Source organism: Haploplasma modicum ATCC 29102 (assembly GCF_000687835.1).
GTDB lineage: Bacteria > Bacillota_I > Bacilli_A > Acholeplasmatales > Acholeplasmataceae > Haploplasma > Haploplasma modicum.
The window spans coordinates 230,665-246,322 of the sequence record NZ_JHYB01000002.1; the positions used below are offsets into that span (position 1 = coordinate 230,665).

Sequence of the window (15,658 nt, forward strand, 5' to 3'; positions counted from 1 at the left end):
ATATAGGAGGATTTATGATTTATTTAAAAGAAGTGAGTATAAATGACGCAGAAGATTTGTTTTTAATAGCTAAAAACGATAATGTCACTAAATATCTAACATGGCAATCACATAAAGATATTAGCCAAACAAAAGATGTCATCAATAATTTTTATTTAACAAAAGTTAATAGTAATTTACCAAATAGTTTTGGAATTTATCTAGATGATTTAGATAAAATAATTGGTATTATTGATTTTTATTTAGAAGATAACTACCCATTTGTTGGATATTTTCTAGATGAAAATTATTGGCATAAAGGAATTATGACTGAAGCACTAAATAAAATTTTAGATATAGGATTTAACAAGTTAAATTTTCCTGTAATTAGAATAAGTCACTTTGAGGAAAATATTGGCTCAATGCGAGTTATTTTAAAAAATAATTTTAAACTTATAAATAAAATAGTAAAAGATGATAATAAAACTACATTAGTATATGAACTTAAGAAAGGTGATTTTAATGATAAATAAAGTAAAAGGAACATATGATGTTCTACCAAATGAACTAGGGAAATGGTATTTTTTAGAACAAAAAATAAAAGAGATAACAAAAAAATATCATTATTATGAATTAAGAACACCAATTATGGAATACAGTAATGTTTTTCACCGTGAAACAGAATTAAGTGATATGGTGACTAAAGAGACTTATAATTTTGTTGATAAAGGAAATAGAGATGTTACGCTAAGACCAGAAGGAACTGCTGGTATTATTAGATCTTATGTTGAAAATAAGTTATATGTAGCAAGTGATCTCCTTAAAGTATATTATGTTGGTCCAATGTTTAGATATGAAAGACCACAAAAAGGTAGATACCGTCAGTTTAATCAATTTGGCTTAGAAGCAATTGGTTCTAAGAGTAGTTTGTTAGATGCCGAGTTAATAAAGTTATCAAATGACTTTATTGAAAGTTTGGGTTTAGAAAATGTTACAATTCAAATTAATTCAATTGGTGATAGTGATTCAAGAACTAACTATTTAAATGCATTAGTTTCCTACCTCACACCATTTTATGAAGAACTATCAAATGATTCTAAAGAAAGATTTAAAAACAATCCTTTAAGAATCTTAGATAGTAAAGACTTAAACGATCAAAAAATAATTGAAAATGCACCAAAACCAATCGATTATTTATCAAGTTACTCAAAAAAATATTTAGATGATGTTTTAAAATACTTAGAAATTTTTAATGTAAAATATAATTTAAATAATAAACTAGTTAGAGGATTAGATTATTATAGTGAAGTAGTATTTGAAGTTTTAGCTGATATAAAAGGTCTTGGCAATGGTAATGTTTTAGGTGGTGGTGGTAGATATGAAAATCTAGTTAGTGAACTAGGTGGACCACAGACTAGTGCAATTGGTATTGCTTTTGGCATTGAGAGATTATTACTAGCAATTGAACACCAAGAAATAGTAAAAGAAGAAGTAAGTGAAATAGATTCATTCATTATTACATTTAGTGAGAACGAAAAACTATATGGGGCTAAAATATTTAATTTACTAAGAGATAAAGGTTTTAATGTAGATATTGAATTTAATAATAAAAACTTCAAACAACAATTAAAAAAAGCTTTAGCTAAAAATAGTAAAACACTAATAATTATTGGTGAAAATGAACTTAAAAATGAAACAGTGACTTTAAAAAATACAAGAACAGAAATTCAAACAGAAATTAAACTAAAAGATTTAATCACTAACTTAGAAAAGGAAATTAAGTAAATGAGAACACATTATAATAATGAATTAACAATTAAAAATTTAAACCAAACAGTAACCTTAAATGGTTGGGTAAGCAAAGCAAGAAACTTAGGAAGTCTATTATTCGTTGACCTAAGAGATAGATTTGGAATAACTCAACTAACTTTTCATGAAAAAAGTGTTTATGAACTTGCTACAACTTTAAAAAACGAATATGTAATTGAAGTTACAGGAAAAGTAATCGAACGTCAAAGTAAAAATCCTAATATGGTAACAGGAGAAATTGAAGTCTTAGTTGATAGTCTAACAATTCTTAGTGAGGCTAAACAAACACCAATAATCATTAATGATACTAATAATGTATTAGAGGAAACTAGATTAAAATACCGTTATCTTGACTTACGTGGTTCAAAACAACAACAATATTTAATTAAACGTCATGAAATTACACAAGCAGTTAGAAAAGTTTTAGTTGAAAAAGGATTTTATGAACTTGAAACTCCTTTTTTAGGAAAATCAACACCTGAAGGAGCAAGAGATTATCTTGTACCATCAAGAGTTCATCCTTCAAAGTTTTATGCACTGCCACAATCACCACAAATGTATAAACAATTATTTATGGTTGCTGGATTTGAAAAATATTTCCAATTTGCAAAATGCTTTAGAGACGAAGATTTAAGAGCAGACCGTCAACCTGAGTTTACTCAAATTGATATTGAAGCATCATTTGTTAATGAAAATGATATTATGAGTTTTGTCGAAGAAATGCTTAGACGTACTTTTAAAGAAGTATTAAATATTAATATTGAAACCCCATTTTTAAAAATGCCATATGAACATGCAATAAGTAAATATGGTAGTGATAAACCAGATATGCGTTTTGAGATGTTAATAGAAGATTACACAAATATTTTTAAAAGTGTTGATGTTCCTTTTTTTAATAATGAAGAACATATTAGCGGTATTATTGCAAGTAATTCAAGCTCATTTACTAGAAAAAAGATTGATGAATTAACAAATCTTGTTAAGAAAAATCATGGTAAGGCACTAGCTTTTATTAAAAATACAAACAATGAGTATACCGGAAGTATTGCTAAGTTTTTAAATGAAGATACATTTAATAAATTAAATTTAAAAGACAATGAAATTTTATTTTTAGTTCCTGGAAACTATGATGATGTTAAAAATAGTTTAGGTGCTCTTAGAATTGAAGTAGCAAAAGAATTAGATATCATTGATAATAACAGTTATAAATTTTTATGGGTTACAGATTGGCCACTGCTTGAATTTGATTTAGAAACAAATAGATATTATGCAAAACACCATCCATTTACTGCACCAAAGACAATTGAAGAATTAAGAGATACACCAAAAGAAGCAATCGCAAGAGCTTATGATGTTGTTTTAAATGGATATGAACTAGGTGGTGGATCAATTAGAATCCATCAACAAGCAATGCAAGATTTAATGTTTAAAACATTAGGGTTTACCGAACAAGAAATTAAAGAACAATTTGGTTTCTTCGTTGATGCATTATCATATGGTACACCACCACATGGCGGAATTGCTCTTGGTTTAGATAGACTTACAATGTTAATGACAAAGACTGAAAATATTAGAGATGTTGTTGCATTCCCTAAAACCCAAAATGCTAGAGACTTAATGATGGATGCACCAAGTTTTGTAACTGATCTTCAGTTAAATGAATTACATATCAGTGTAGCCAAAGAGGATAAAAAAGATGAAAAGAAATGATTATATAACTTGGGACCAATATTTCATGGGGGTTGCAAGTCTATCAGCTCTAAGAAGTAAAGATCCAAACACTAGAGTTGGGGCATGTATTGTTAATGATGAAAATAGAATTATTGGCATTGGTTATAATGGTTTTCCTAAAGGAGTAAGTGATGACTTATTTCCTTGGGGAAATAACGAAACACTATTTGATTCAAAATATGCCTATGTTGTTCATGCAGAGGCAAATGCTATTTTAAATGCTACAAGTAGTGTTAAAGATGCAACAATTTATGTAACATTATTTCCGTGCAATGAATGTAGTAAATTAATTATTCAAAGTGGGATAAAAAAAATTAAGTATGTATCAGATAAATATGCTGATACAGAAGTTCATAAAGCATCAGTTAGAATGTTAGATGCAGCTAATGTTAGTTATGAAAAGATAGAGTTTGGAGAAATCAAATATGTTGAAGCTATTAAATAAGTATAAGAAATGGCTAATCATTTTTAGCTTTGCCTATATTTATATTTTAATGATTTTACTTGCTCCCACAAAGTTTATCGTTTTAACACCAGGTGAAATTAATAATATCAGTCAAAACTATACAATAGAAGATAAAGAATTTACTAATAATATAAATAGTGTTAGTGTATATAGTTGGCAAACTGTTACAACTTTTCAAAGTTGGTTAATAAAAAATAATGATAGATTTGATATAAGAGAAAAAACAGAGTATGATAATTCATTATCTAGAAAAGAATTAAATATCCAAGGAAATATTTCCCATGAATCTTCCTTGCAAAATGCAATTATTACAGCATATACTTATGCGATGAAGGCTGATGCATCAATTAGTATAGATTACAAATTAAGAGGGTTTTCAGTTTATTATAGTAATAATAAGGAACTTCAAATTGGTGATCAAATAATAAATATTAATAGTAAGGAAATAAAGAATAATACATATCAAAAATATTTAGAAGACCTAGATTTATATGTCTCAGATAAAAATTATTTTAAGCCCGATAAAACATATTTTGTTACAATTCAAAGGGGAAATGAACTAAAAGTAATTAATATTAAAGATACTGATATTATTAGATATTATCCTAAATATGAAATTTTAAGTACATCTCCAGTAATTAAAACAAAAGATAATACTAATGTTTCAGGACCAAGTGGAGGAATGATTCAAACTCTTGGCATATATTTAGCTTTAATGGAAATTAACTTACCAAATGTTAAATTAGCTGGTACTGGAACAATTAATACAAATGATTTATTCGAAGTTGGGGCAATTGGTGGTATTGTACAAAAATATTATACCGTTAAGAAAAATAAAATTGATTATTTCTTAGTTCCTAAAAGTAATATTTCAGAACTAAGTGGTGTAATTAATGAAAGTGATAAAGTTAAAGTAATAGTAGTTGAAACTTTTGATGATGTAATATCATTCATTAGTACTTATAGGAGTGGATTAAATGCTAAAAAAAATTAGTTTAACTTTGACTAAGTATAAAGTTTTAAAACAAAAGATTGATGAAAAAATAAATGTTAAACAAACAATAACAGCAACACTTGGAACTATTTTAATAAACTTAGTAATATATTTAATTCCAATGCTTCTACTTTATAATCTCATGATTTTTGATCAAATTATTTGGCTACTTAAAATAATAGTCTTTGTTTTAATATTTTTGTTTTCATTTTCATATAATTTCTTTTTTGTTAAAATAATTAAAAATTATAATGAAAATTTAGAAAAAAATGATTTTAAATATTTAATAATTTTTGAATCTACAATTATATTTTTAGTACTTTCAATGTTTGCAGCTGTAATTATGGTATTGGTATAATAATATGTTAATAGGATATCTTATATTACTAGGACTGATATTATTTGATCAGTTAATTAAATTAATTAGCGTATTAACTAAAGTAAGTGGAACATCACTTATTAAAGTTTTAATACCTAATATATTAGAATTCCATTATCTTGAAAATACAGGTGCAAGTTTTGGAATGTTAGAAGGACAACAAGCATTTTTCTCACTTATTACGATTGTTGCTTTAATAATCTTTGGATATTTCTTCTTAGATATTAATTTGAAAGAAAAGAAAGTATTCTCAATTGCAATAATTTTATTTATTGCAGGGACTTTTGGGAATGCAATTGATCGTATTTTTAGAGATGGTGCTGTAGTTGATATGTTAAATATGCCAATTTTAAATAATTTAATTAGCTTAGTTGGGTTATCACCATTTATTTTTAATGTTGCTGATATCTACTTAAACTTTGCTGTTGTCTTATTTATTATTGATATATTATTCTTAGAGAGAAAAAGAGTTGGTAAACATGAAAAAAATTGATATAAAAGAAGAAGACTTAGGAAATAGGCTAGATTTAGTAATTGGCCTTAAATATAAAGACTTAAGTCGAAATAAGATACAAACATTTATTAAAAATGGGGATATTTTAGTAAATAATCTAAAAGTTAAGACAGGGCATATTTTAAAAGATGGTGATTTAGTAACTGCAATAGACTTAGGAATAAAAGAAGAAATCATTTATAAAGCAGAAAAAGTTAATTTAAATTTAGATATTATTTATGAAGATGATGATCTTTTAGTTCTTAATAAACCAAAGGGTTTAGTAGTTCATCCTGCAAGCACTTATGATGGTATAACTTTAGTTAATGGCTTACTTTATCAAGTTGATAAACTAAGTACAATTAATGGTGAAAATAGACCGGGTATAATCCATCGACTTGATAAAGATACAAGTGGTTTATTACTTGTTGCTAAAAGTGATTTAGCACATAAAAGATTAGCTAAACAAATAGCTAATCATGAAATAGATAGAAACTATTATGCAATTTGTTATGGTACTTTTAAAGAAAGTACTGGAACCATTAACATGCCGATTAAAAGAGACCCTAAAGATAGACTTAAAATGGCTGTTGTTAAAGATGGAAGAGAAGCTTTAACAAATTTTAAAGTCTTAGAACAGTATAGAAATCATAGTTTATTAGAGTTATCACTAATTACTGGGAGAACCCATCAAATTCGTGTCCATTTATCACATATTGGCCATCCAATTTTGGGGGACCAAACATATGGTCCTAGAAAGTTTTATGGCAATACCGGTCAATATTTACATGCTTTTAGATTAAGTTTCAAGCATCCTATAACAAAGAAATTTATGACATTTGAAACCAAAATGCCAGATGAATTTTTAGAAGCAATTAAAGATATTTCATAAAAAAAAGAGTAGTTAGAAATTTCTAGCTACTCTAGTTTTACTTAATATTCAATCTAGTAATATTTTTAAAGTTTTTCTTTGCTAATTTTAAAATTAAACTAGCACCATGTTTCATATATATTTGATCTATTTGTTCGTCAACAGCTTTTGAGGCTCCTTTTAGTAATTTAACATTTAGTTTTTTACTATATTGTTGCATTTTATATAAAAATGCATATCTTGCAATAATTGCAGCAGCAGCAACAGCAATATGAACAGTTTCTGCCTTAGTATAAAACTGAACATCTTTATTAACTAAGAGTTCATCTTTCAAATAGTTAAAATATAATTGAGGTTGACAAAACTGATCAACAATAATCGGAATACTATTATCATTGTTTAATTTGTCGGTTAAAGAAATAATAGCTTGGTTGTGTAAGTGAGCTTTAATTCTATTTAAATTATACCCTTCATCAATTAGACTATTATATTTATGTGGATCTAAAATTATTAAGCTATGAGTTAATCTTTTTGCAATCTTAGGTGCATTTTCAATTACATAGCGGTCATTAACTGACTTAGAGTCCCTAATATTTAAATCTTCTAAAAATTCAATGTCTTCTAAACTTACATATGCAGCACAAACTGTAACTGGACCAAAAACATCGCCAGTTCCTACTTCGTCTGAACCGATTGCAGCATAATCTTTTCTACCTAAATAGTTTTTAATTATTGAGACTTCGTATTTGAGAATTTCGCCTCTAAGCAATAATTTTTTAGAAGTATAACCAATTATTTCTATTTCATTTTTATATGCTTGAAAATCGATATGTTCATTACTAGATTCTGTTTTGTAGTCATTATATAAGTCTTTAATTTTCTTGAATTCATCTTCATTTAAAACAAATGTGAAATATTTCATTTTTTAACATACTCCTTATGGTATTATTATATCATAAATAATAAAGAAAAGGTGATTTTTATGGATTACTCGCTTAAAACCTTGGAATTCAATCAAATTCAAAATAATATAGTAAAATACTGTTACACAGATCATGCAAAAGGGACTATAACTAACTTAATTCCTAATCCAAACATAGATACAGTCAATCAAAATCTTAATATGACTAATGAAACATTAAAGATAATTGCCAAATTTGGTAAAATTCCTTTTATGGAAGATTTTGATAATATTATCTTGTCAAATAAAGAGTTAATAGAGAGAGTTTATTCAGTTTTAGAAATACTTCATCTAAAACTTTATTTAAGTATGGAATCTAATATTAGAACATACTTTAAACAAACTGATAAACAAATCTATATTAATGAACTTACAAATTTATATGATCATGGTTTTATTTTAACAACCTTTAACAAAGTAATTAGTGATTATGGTGATATTTATGATGATGCTACTATTGAGTTAAAACAAATTAGAAGTAAAATTAAAAAGTTAAATTTTGATTTAGAACAAAAAATGAATAAACTTTTAAAAACTTATGAATCATATTTAACTGATAACATAATAACTACTAGAAATGGTAGATACTGTCTTGCTGTTAAAGAGAGTTATAAAAATAAAATTCCTGGTGTTACTCATGATATTAGTCAGTCTGGTCAAACTTTTTTTATTGAACCAGAATTAAGTCTTCAAATTTCTGCTGAAATTGAAATGAACAAAATTTTAGAACAAAAAGAAATAACTAAGATTTTAATTAATTTAACTAAACTTATTAATGATAATATACTAACACTAAAAGAAAACTTTAATAAACTTTTATTACTTGATTCTATTAGTGCAAAAAGCCTTTATTCGCTTGAAATTGATGGAATTAAGCCTTTAGTTAATAATACTGGTAATATTAATCTAGTTAATGCAAAACACCCCCTAATTGATAAGAAAGTGGTTGTTCCAATCTCCCTTAGCATCAATAAGAATAATCATACATTATTAATAACCGGACCTAATACAGGTGGTAAGACAGTTACTTTAAAAACGATTGGTCTTTTAACAGTTATGACTCAAACAGGTATTTTAATTCCTGTTTCGGCGGAAACTGAAATTGCGATCTTTGATAATATTTTTGTTGATATTGGTGACGAACAATCAATTGCTAATTCACTTTCAACATTTTCAAGTCATATGGCTAAAATAGTTAGATATATTGATAACTTAACTGATAATACTTTAATATTATTAGATGAGCTTGGAAGTGGAACAGATCCACAAGAAGGTGTATCACTAGCTATTGCAATTTTAGAAGAGTTTCAAAAGAAGGATACAAGAATTGTTATTACTTCACACTTTTCTGAACTTAAAACTTATGCATATGAAAAAGATGATATTAAAACTGCGAGTGTCGCATTTGATAAAGATACATTAAAACCACTTTATTATATTGAACATGGTATAAGTGGACAATCTCATGCAAGATTAATTGCTAAAAGACTTGGAATGAAATTAGATGTTATAGAAAAAGCTAATCAAGTTTTTTCAAATAATGAAACTAATTTGAATAAAATATTTAATAGGTTAAGTGAGGAAAAAGAAGAATTTAATAAACGAAGTCTAATTCTAGAAGAAGAACTAAAAAAAGCTAAAGAAAAACAAGAAGAATATGAAAGAACTAAGAATAAACTTCTAAGTGAACAAAATAATGTAATTCAAAAATTAATTAAAGATCAAGAAAATGTTTTCTTAGAAAAATTATTAGAAATTGATATTTTAATTGATGAAATTAAAAAAGATAGTAGTAAAGAACATTTGATTGCTAAACTAAAAGGAACTATTAACGAAGATAAAAATATAAAAAGCATTTATGACAAAACACTAAAAATTGCTAAGGGAGATAAAGTATTTATTAAGCCTTATGGTCAGTATGGTGAAGTAGTCAGCGTTAAAGCAAATAAGTACCGCGTTGTTTTTGGCCATTTTGATTTAGAATTTTTACTATCTGATTTAGAATTAGTTAAAAATGAAGTTATTAAAAAAGAAGTTAGAAAAGTATCATCCAAAAAAGATAAGTCTAATCCAATAACTGATACTAGTAAATTACTTAAACTAGATTTAAGAGGATTTAGATATGAAGAAGTTGCAGAAGAAATGGATAAGGCAATTGATCAAGCAATCTTGAATAATATTGGATCTCTTACAATTATTCACGGTTTTGGAACTGGTGCCGTTAAAAATGCTGTATATGAATATATCAAGCACTCAAAACATATTAAATCAAAGCGTTATGGTGGCGAGGGTGAAGGTTTAAATGGTGCTACGATAATTACACTTAAATAGGCATTTGAATTGCTAAAAATTTATTTATAAACTATAATTACTATGTTGAATAAAATTATTTAAAAAGGAAGGATGTATAACATGATAAAAGAATATGATGGACAAGATTTTCTCGAATTAACAAAAGATGGTTCAGTATTAGTACAATACTATGCAGATTGGTGTGGACCATGTCAAATGCTTAAACCAATTATTGAACAATTAGCAACAGAAATGACAGATGTGAAATTTTTAAGATTAAACATCGATAACCACCGCGAATTAGCAGTAGCAGCAGGTATTCAATCAATTCCAACAGTTGTAATGTACAAAGATGGTAAAGAAAATGCAAGAGAAGCAGGATTTAAACCAAAACACTTAATGGAAGCTTGGATTAACAACGCTAAATAACAATTAAAGGACTTAAGTTTAGGCTTAAGTCTTTTTATTCTATTAAGATTAGTCAATATTGTATTAATAATAAAGTTACATGATATAATTATATAGGTGATTTTATGGACGGAATTATATTAATTAACAAACCAGTTGGCATTACATCTTTTGATGTTGTTAGAAGAGCAAAAAAAATATTTAATACTAAAAAAATTGGTCACACAGGAACCCTTGATCCTTTTGCAAGTGGACTTTTAATTTTATGTGTTGGTAAAGCCACAAAACTTGCTACTAAATTAACTAGTGAAATTAAATCTTATGAAGGAATTATTAAGTTTAATAAACATTATGATACATTTGATGTTACAGGAAATGTCTTAAATGAGGATAATAAAATTATAACGCTTAGTGACTTAAATAGTATTAAAGAAGAATTTTTAGGAAATCAAAAACAAATTCCACCTATTTATTCGGCGCTAAAAGTTAATGGTAAAAAACTATATGAATATGCAAGGAAAAATATTGATGTTGAAATAAAACCTAGAGATATTGATATTTATGACTTGAATTTTAAAGAGACAAAAACAAGTAATGAATTTTATTTTGATGTCTTAGTTTCCAAGGGCACATATATAAGAAGTTTAGCAGTAGATATTGCAAGTAAACTTAATACTTATGGTGCACTAAAAACATTAAATAGAACAAAAATTGCAAATTTTAGTTTAGAAAATAGTGTTGATTTAGAAAATGCAACAACTAATGATTTAATTAGTATTGAAGAAATATACAAAGATAGTAAAAAACTAGTTTTAAGTGATTATTTAATTAAATTAGTCAAAAATGGCATCTATTTAGATGAAAGACAAATAATAACTAACAAAGATTTCTTAGTTTATGATAATAACAATAACTTAATAGCCTTATATGAAGTAGTAGATATTAATAAGTATAAGCCGTTAATTATTTTTTAAGGAGTAAAAAAAATGAAAGTAAAATATTTTAATGATAATTGGATCAATCATGATGCAATTACCCTTACAATTGGAAATTTTGATGGACTACACCGTGGTCACTTAAAACTAATTGAAATATTAAAAACATATAAAGACACAAAGCATGCTTTAATGACTTTTAATCCTCATCCTAAAATTCATTTCAAGGTTAAAGATTTTAAAGTTCTTCAATCAGTCGAAAATAAAATTAAAATGCTAGAAGATCAAGATATTGATTATTTATTTTTAGTAAACTTTGATAGCGATACAGCAAGTCTTACGGTTGATCAGTTTATAAATAAACTAAAAGACTTAAAAGTGAAAAGAATTATTGTTGGCAGTGACTTTAGATTTGCTAATAAGGCTAGTGGTAGTGTTAGTGATTTAAAGAAACACTTTGAAGTAATAATTGCAGATGATATTAGTAGTATTGACAATGTTAGAATTTCTTCAAGTTATATAAGAGAGTTACTTTTAGATGGAAAAATTGAGGAAGCAAATAATTTATTAGGTTATAGATATTTTATTGATGGTTTTGTAGAACATGGTAATAAAGTTGGTCGTACCTTAGGTTTTCCTACAGCTAATGTTAAATATGATAATTCGTTTCTACCTGGTAATGGTGTTTTTGTAACGAGAGTTCTTATACTAAATAATTGGTATTACGGAGTATGTAATATTGGTAATAATCCAACAGTTAATTATAGTGAAACTAAAAAAGTAGAAGTTTTTCTTCTTGATTTTAATGAAGTAATTTATGAAAAAGAAGTAAAAGTCGAGTTTATTAAGAAACTTAGAGACGAAATTAAATTCGATAACATTAATTTATTAATAGAACAAATGAATTTAGATGTAAAAAATACTAAAAACTACATAAAAAATAATAATTTATGATAAAATATTATTAAAGAGGTGATTACATGAAATTAATTATTGCAATAGTTAGTAAAGAAGATGCAAATAAAGTTCAAAAGGGATTAGTAGAAAATAGATTTTTTGCAACAAGGCTTACAACAGCTGGTACTTTCTTAAGAGCAGGTAATGCGACTTTCTTAATTGGGGTTAATGATGAAAAAGTACAAGAAGCTTTAGATGTTCTTGAAAAGTTAAGTAAGAAAAGAACAAAACTTGTGCCAAATACAATAGTGAATGAATTTGGATCATTCTCATCACTTCCACTTGAAGTTGAAGTTGGTGGGGCTACTGTCTTTGTGTTAGAGGTAGATCAGTTCTTAAAGATTTAAATGTTGCTTTTATAAAAAAAAGTGATATAATAAAAAAAGACGCTTACAAGGTTGTAGGAATTGCCGCCTCTACTTTAGTGATGCGAGAAAGGGAATTATAATGGCTATTAGTAAAGAATTAAAACAAGAAATTGTTGCAAAATTTGCACAACACGAAGGTGATACAGGTTCACCAGAAGTGCAAGTTGCTATTCTAACTCATGAGATTAATCAGTTAAATGAACATTTAAAAGCTCATAAACATGATCATCACTCAAGACGTGGTTTATTTATGAAAGTAGGACATAGAAGAAATCTATTAAGCTACTTACGTAATAAAGACGTTGCAAGATATCAAGCATTAATCGAAGCTTTAGGTATTAGAAGATAATTCTAAAATAAATAAATATGACCTTGGTTTGTACTTTGGTCATATTTTTTTATTATATATGGATTCTTTTTACTAAAACTTCCATTATTGATTAAATATGTATCTAAATAGTAAATATATGGTAAAATATTTAAGTATATAAAAGTATGAAAAAGAATATAAAATGAAGGAGATTTTATATATATGAAAATTAATAGATTTGAAACAACATTTGGCAATAGACCACTAATTGTTGAAATTGGTGAAGTTGCTAAACAAACAAATGCGTCAGCATTAATTCATTATGGAGGAACATCAGTATTATCTGTTGTTGTAAACAAAAATGAAATGTCAAGTGGAGATTTTTTCCCACTAATGGTTTTATACCAAGAAAAATTATATGCTGCTGGTAAAATTCCAGGAGGATTTTTAAAACGTGAAGGAAGACCAACTGATCATGAAACATTAATTTCAAGATTGATTGATAGACCAATTCGTCCATTATTCCCAGAAGGTTTTAAAAATGATGTGCAAATAATTAATACAGTACTATCAAGTGATCCATCATGTCCACCTGAAATGGTTGCTTTAATGGGATCATCATTGGTCTTAGAATTATCAGACTTACCATTCTTAGGACCTGTTAGTGGTGTTCATTTAGGAATGATTAATAACGAATATGTAATTAATCCAACTGAAGAAGAAATCTTAACATCAGTTCTTGATTTAACAATTGCTGGAACAAGCAAGGCACTAAACATGGTTGAAGCATCAGCAAATGAATTAAGTGAAGAAGTAATGCTTGATGCATTAAAGTATGGTCATTCAATTATTAAAGAGTTAAATGAATTCCAAAATGAAATTGTAAGTAAATTAGGTAAAGCTAAAAAAGAATACGAAATGTTCGTATTAAATAGTGAAATTGAACAAGAAGTATTAAAATTTATTGGTACATCATTAGTTGATGCTGTAGCAATCGAAGAAAAGTTAGAAAGATATAATAAAATTGATGAAATTAAAACACTTACTTTAAATCACTTTAAAGATCGACCATTCTTTAAAATAATTGATGATATTAGTGTTTATGATTATAAAAAAGAAGCAGAATTCTTAAAACATGTAGGAGCAACTCTAGATAAAGTTGTAACTAATGAAGTAAGAAGATTAATTACAAAAGATAAAATTAGACCTGATGGTAGAAAAACAGATGAAATTAGACCACTTGCTTCAAGGGTAGGATTACTCCAAAGAACTCATGGATCATCATTATTTACTAGAGGACAAACACAAGCATTAGGAACTGTAACATTAGGTGGTCTTGGTGAAGGTAAAATCATTGATGATATTAGAGATGAAGACAACAAGAGATTTATGTTACATTATAACTTCCCTCAATTTAGTGTTGGTGAAACAGGACGTTATGGTGCTCCAGGAAGAAGAGAAATCGGTCATGGTGCATTAGGTGAAAAAGCAATTATTCCAGTCTTACCAAGTGAAGATGAATTCCCATACACAATTAGAGTTGTATCAGAAGTTTTAGAATCAAATGGTTCAAGTAGTCAAGCAACAATTTGTGCTGCATCAATGGCGTTAATGAATGCTGGTGTACCTATTAAAGGTGCTGTTGCAGGGATTGCAATGGGCTTAATTATGGAAGGTGACGACTATACTATCTTAACTGATATTCAAGGGATGGAAGACCATGAAGGAGATATGGACTTTAAAGTAGCTGGAACAAAAGATGGTATTACAGCATTACAAATGGATATTAAAATCTTAGGTATTACAGATGAAATATTTAAAGAAGCATTAACTCAAGCTAAGGCAGCAAGACTTCAAATTTTAGATCATATGAACTCAGTAATTAGTGAAGTTGCTGAAGAAATGAGCCCATATGCACCTAAAGTTAAATTAATTAAAATTAATCCAGATAAGATTAGAGATGTTATTGGTGCTGGTGGTAAAATTATTACTCAAATTATTGAAGACAATGACAATGTTAAAATTGATATTGAACAAGATGGTAGAGTATTTATTATGCATCAAGATACAAAAGTAATTAATAAGGTAAAAGAAATTATCCTAAACTTAGTAAGAGTACCTGAAGTAGGTAAAATCTATGAAGGTAAAGTTGTTAGAATTGAAAACTTTGGTGCATTCGTTGAGTTATGGGAAGGCCAAGAAGGTTTAGTTCATGTATCTAAATTAAGTAAAGAACGTGTTGAAAAAGTAACAGACGTTGTTAATTTAGGTGATCTAATTCTTGTTAAATGTATTAAGATTGATGAAAAAGGTCGCGTTGATTTATCAAGAAAAGATGCATTAGAAGAAAATTAATGATATAATATATTGTCAGTGGAAGATGATCGAGCCTTTTATAAGGTTAGGAAAGTCCATACTAGCACATTCTGTGATGAATGTAGTGTTTGTGTTTAAGGAAAAAATAACTTAAAGTACCATTAGGTAACGGCGATTGATGTTCTTTAACTGAGAACTAGATCATAAAGTGCCACAGAAACGAGTTTACTAGTAATAGTAAAATGAAACGCGGTAAACCCCACAAGCTAGCAACCCAAATTATGGTAGGGGCACGTATTTAGCGAACTAGAAGCGAAGATATGCTACTTAGGTAGAGATAAATGATCATAACTCGAAAGAGATACAAAATATGGCTTATGCACACTGAT

16 protein-coding genes and 1 other RNA gene are annotated in these 15,658 nt (G+C 27.3%); 16 read left to right on the plus strand and 1 reads right to left on the minus strand.

The window, feature by feature from the left end; translation table 11 throughout:
* The first annotated feature begins 14 nt into the window (after positions 1-14).
* The 8 genes from T352_RS06045 to T352_RS0101200 are packed head-to-tail and all read left to right on the plus strand — an operon-like array spanning position 15 to position 6,743.
* On the plus strand, positions 15-512 hold the full coding sequence (locus tag T352_RS06045; RefSeq protein ID WP_051615673.1) for a GNAT family N-acetyltransferase: 498 nt from the start codon (positions 15-17) through the stop codon (positions 510-512).
* Positions 502-1,764, plus strand: coding sequence for a histidine--tRNA ligase (gene hisS, locus T352_RS0101170; protein WP_035344720.1), 1,263 nt, complete (start codon positions 502-504; stop codon positions 1,762-1,764). The genes T352_RS06045 and hisS overlap by 11 nt, the downstream gene beginning before the upstream one ends.
* Positions 1,765-3,498, plus strand: a complete 1,734-nt coding sequence (gene aspS, locus T352_RS06050; RefSeq protein WP_162151079.1) for an aspartate--tRNA ligase — start codon at positions 1,765-1,767, stop codon at positions 3,496-3,498.
* Positions 3,485-3,964, plus strand: coding sequence for a deoxycytidylate deaminase (locus T352_RS0101180; RefSeq protein ID WP_026391404.1), 480 nt, complete (start codon positions 3,485-3,487; stop codon positions 3,962-3,964). Before aspS ends, T352_RS0101180 begins: the two co-directional genes overlap by 14 nt.
* Entirely contained in the window at positions 3,945-4,979 is a 1,035-nt protein-coding gene (locus tag T352_RS0101185; protein WP_026391405.1) for a S16 family serine protease, read from the plus strand. The genes T352_RS0101180 and T352_RS0101185 overlap by 20 nt, the downstream gene beginning before the upstream one ends.
* Positions 4,963-5,337 (plus strand): hypothetical protein, encoded by a 375-nt coding sequence (locus T352_RS0101190; RefSeq protein ID WP_026391406.1) that lies wholly within the window; start codon positions 4,963-4,965, stop codon positions 5,335-5,337. The genes T352_RS0101185 and T352_RS0101190 overlap by 17 nt, the downstream gene beginning before the upstream one ends.
* A gap of 4 nt (positions 5,338-5,341) precedes the next feature.
* Positions 5,342-5,851 carry a signal peptidase II gene (lspA, locus tag T352_RS0101195; RefSeq protein ID WP_210994338.1) on the plus strand — a complete coding sequence of 170 codons (510 nt, stop codon included), beginning with the start codon at positions 5,342-5,344 and terminating at the stop codon, positions 5,849-5,851.
* Positions 5,838-6,743, plus strand: coding sequence for an RluA family pseudouridine synthase (locus T352_RS0101200; protein WP_026391408.1), 906 nt, complete (start codon positions 5,838-5,840; stop codon positions 6,741-6,743). Before lspA ends, T352_RS0101200 begins: the two co-directional genes overlap by 14 nt.
* 37 nt (positions 6,744-6,780) lie before the next feature.
* Here the strand turns inward: T352_RS0101200 and rnhC are convergent, their stop codons facing one another.
* Positions 6,781-7,644 (minus strand): ribonuclease HIII, encoded by an 864-nt coding sequence (rnhC, locus tag T352_RS0101205; RefSeq protein ID WP_026391409.1) that lies wholly within the window; start codon positions 7,642-7,644, stop codon positions 6,781-6,783.
* A gap of 60 nt (positions 7,645-7,704) precedes the next feature.
* On the opposite strand from rnhC, the gene T352_RS0101210 reads away from it, so the two are divergent.
* The 8 genes from T352_RS0101210 (at position 7,705) to rnpB (ending at position 15,652) form a co-directional block, all read left to right on the plus strand.
* Complete coding sequence (locus tag T352_RS0101210) at positions 7,705-10,014, plus strand: endonuclease MutS2 (RefSeq protein WP_026391410.1); 2,310 nt, start codon at positions 7,705-7,707, stop codon at positions 10,012-10,014.
* Positions 10,015-10,095: 81 nt separating this feature from the next.
* Positions 10,096-10,404: a thioredoxin gene (gene trxA, locus T352_RS0101215; protein ID WP_026391411.1), complete on the plus strand. Its 309-nt coding sequence runs from the start codon at positions 10,096-10,098 to the stop codon at positions 10,402-10,404.
* A gap of 104 nt (positions 10,405-10,508) precedes the next feature.
* The gene (truB, locus tag T352_RS0101220) at positions 10,509-11,357 is read left to right on the plus strand and encodes a tRNA pseudouridine(55) synthase TruB (RefSeq protein ID WP_026391412.1); all 849 of its coding nucleotides are present in this window, start codon (positions 10,509-10,511) and stop codon (positions 11,355-11,357) included.
* A 12-nt stretch (positions 11,358-11,369) separates the two neighbouring features.
* On the plus strand, positions 11,370-12,272 hold the full coding sequence (locus tag T352_RS06055; protein WP_162151080.1) for a bifunctional riboflavin kinase/FAD synthetase: 903 nt from the start codon (positions 11,370-11,372) through the stop codon (positions 12,270-12,272).
* Between the two features lie 26 nt (positions 12,273-12,298).
* The gene (locus T352_RS0101230; RefSeq protein ID WP_026391413.1) at positions 12,299-12,622 is read left to right on the plus strand and encodes a cyclic-di-AMP receptor; all 324 of its coding nucleotides are present in this window, start codon (positions 12,299-12,301) and stop codon (positions 12,620-12,622) included.
* Between the two features lie 100 nt (positions 12,623-12,722).
* Positions 12,723-12,992: a 30S ribosomal protein S15 gene (gene rpsO / locus T352_RS0101235; protein ID WP_026391414.1), complete on the plus strand. Its 270-nt coding sequence runs from the start codon at positions 12,723-12,725 to the stop codon at positions 12,990-12,992.
* A 183-nt stretch (positions 12,993-13,175) separates the two neighbouring features.
* Positions 13,176-15,308, plus strand: a complete 2,133-nt coding sequence (locus tag T352_RS0101245) for a polyribonucleotide nucleotidyltransferase (RefSeq protein WP_051615676.1) — start codon at positions 13,176-13,178, stop codon at positions 15,306-15,308.
* A 17-nt stretch (positions 15,309-15,325) separates the two neighbouring features.
* Positions 15,326-15,652: RNase P RNA component class B (rnpB, locus tag T352_RS07015), an RNA gene on the plus strand.
* Positions 15,653-15,658: the final 6 nt, after the last annotated feature.

Coding starts and splice junctions, on each gene's coding strand:
- rnhC (WP_026391409.1), bottom strand. CDS start 7,644: ATGAAATATTTCACATTTGTTTTAAATGAAGATGAATTCAAGAAAATT.
- T352_RS0101185 (WP_026391405.1), top strand. CDS start 3,945: ATGTTGAAGCTATTAAATAAGTATAAGAAATGGCTAATCATTTTTAGC.
- T352_RS0101230 (WP_026391413.1), top strand. CDS start 12,299: ATGAAATTAATTATTGCAATAGTTAGTAAAGAAGATGCAAATAAAGTT.
- T352_RS06055 (WP_162151080.1), top strand. CDS start 11,370: ATGAAAGTAAAATATTTTAATGATAATTGGATCAATCATGATGCAATT.
- rpsO (WP_026391414.1), top strand. CDS start 12,723: ATGGCTATTAGTAAAGAATTAAAACAAGAAATTGTTGCAAAATTTGCA.
- T352_RS0101200 (WP_026391408.1), top strand. CDS start 5,838: ATGAAAAAAATTGATATAAAAGAAGAAGACTTAGGAAATAGGCTAGAT.
- truB (WP_026391412.1), top strand. CDS start 10,509: ATGGACGGAATTATATTAATTAACAAACCAGTTGGCATTACATCTTTT.
- lspA (WP_210994338.1), top strand. CDS start 5,342: ATGTTAATAGGATATCTTATATTACTAGGACTGATATTATTTGATCAG.
- T352_RS0101180 (WP_026391404.1), top strand. CDS start 3,485: ATGAAAAGAAATGATTATATAACTTGGGACCAATATTTCATGGGGGTT.
- T352_RS06045 (WP_051615673.1), top strand. CDS start 15: ATGATTTATTTAAAAGAAGTGAGTATAAATGACGCAGAAGATTTGTTT.
- trxA (WP_026391411.1), top strand. CDS start 10,096: ATGATAAAAGAATATGATGGACAAGATTTTCTCGAATTAACAAAAGAT.
- hisS (WP_035344720.1), top strand. CDS start 502: ATGATAAATAAAGTAAAAGGAACATATGATGTTCTACCAAATGAACTA.
- T352_RS0101245 (WP_051615676.1), top strand. CDS start 13,176: ATGAAAATTAATAGATTTGAAACAACATTTGGCAATAGACCACTAATT.
- T352_RS0101210 (WP_026391410.1), top strand. CDS start 7,705: ATGGATTACTCGCTTAAAACCTTGGAATTCAATCAAATTCAAAATAAT.
- T352_RS0101190 (WP_026391406.1), top strand. CDS start 4,963: ATGCTAAAAAAAATTAGTTTAACTTTGACTAAGTATAAAGTTTTAAAA.
- aspS (WP_162151079.1), top strand. CDS start 1,765: ATGAGAACACATTATAATAATGAATTAACAATTAAAAATTTAAACCAA.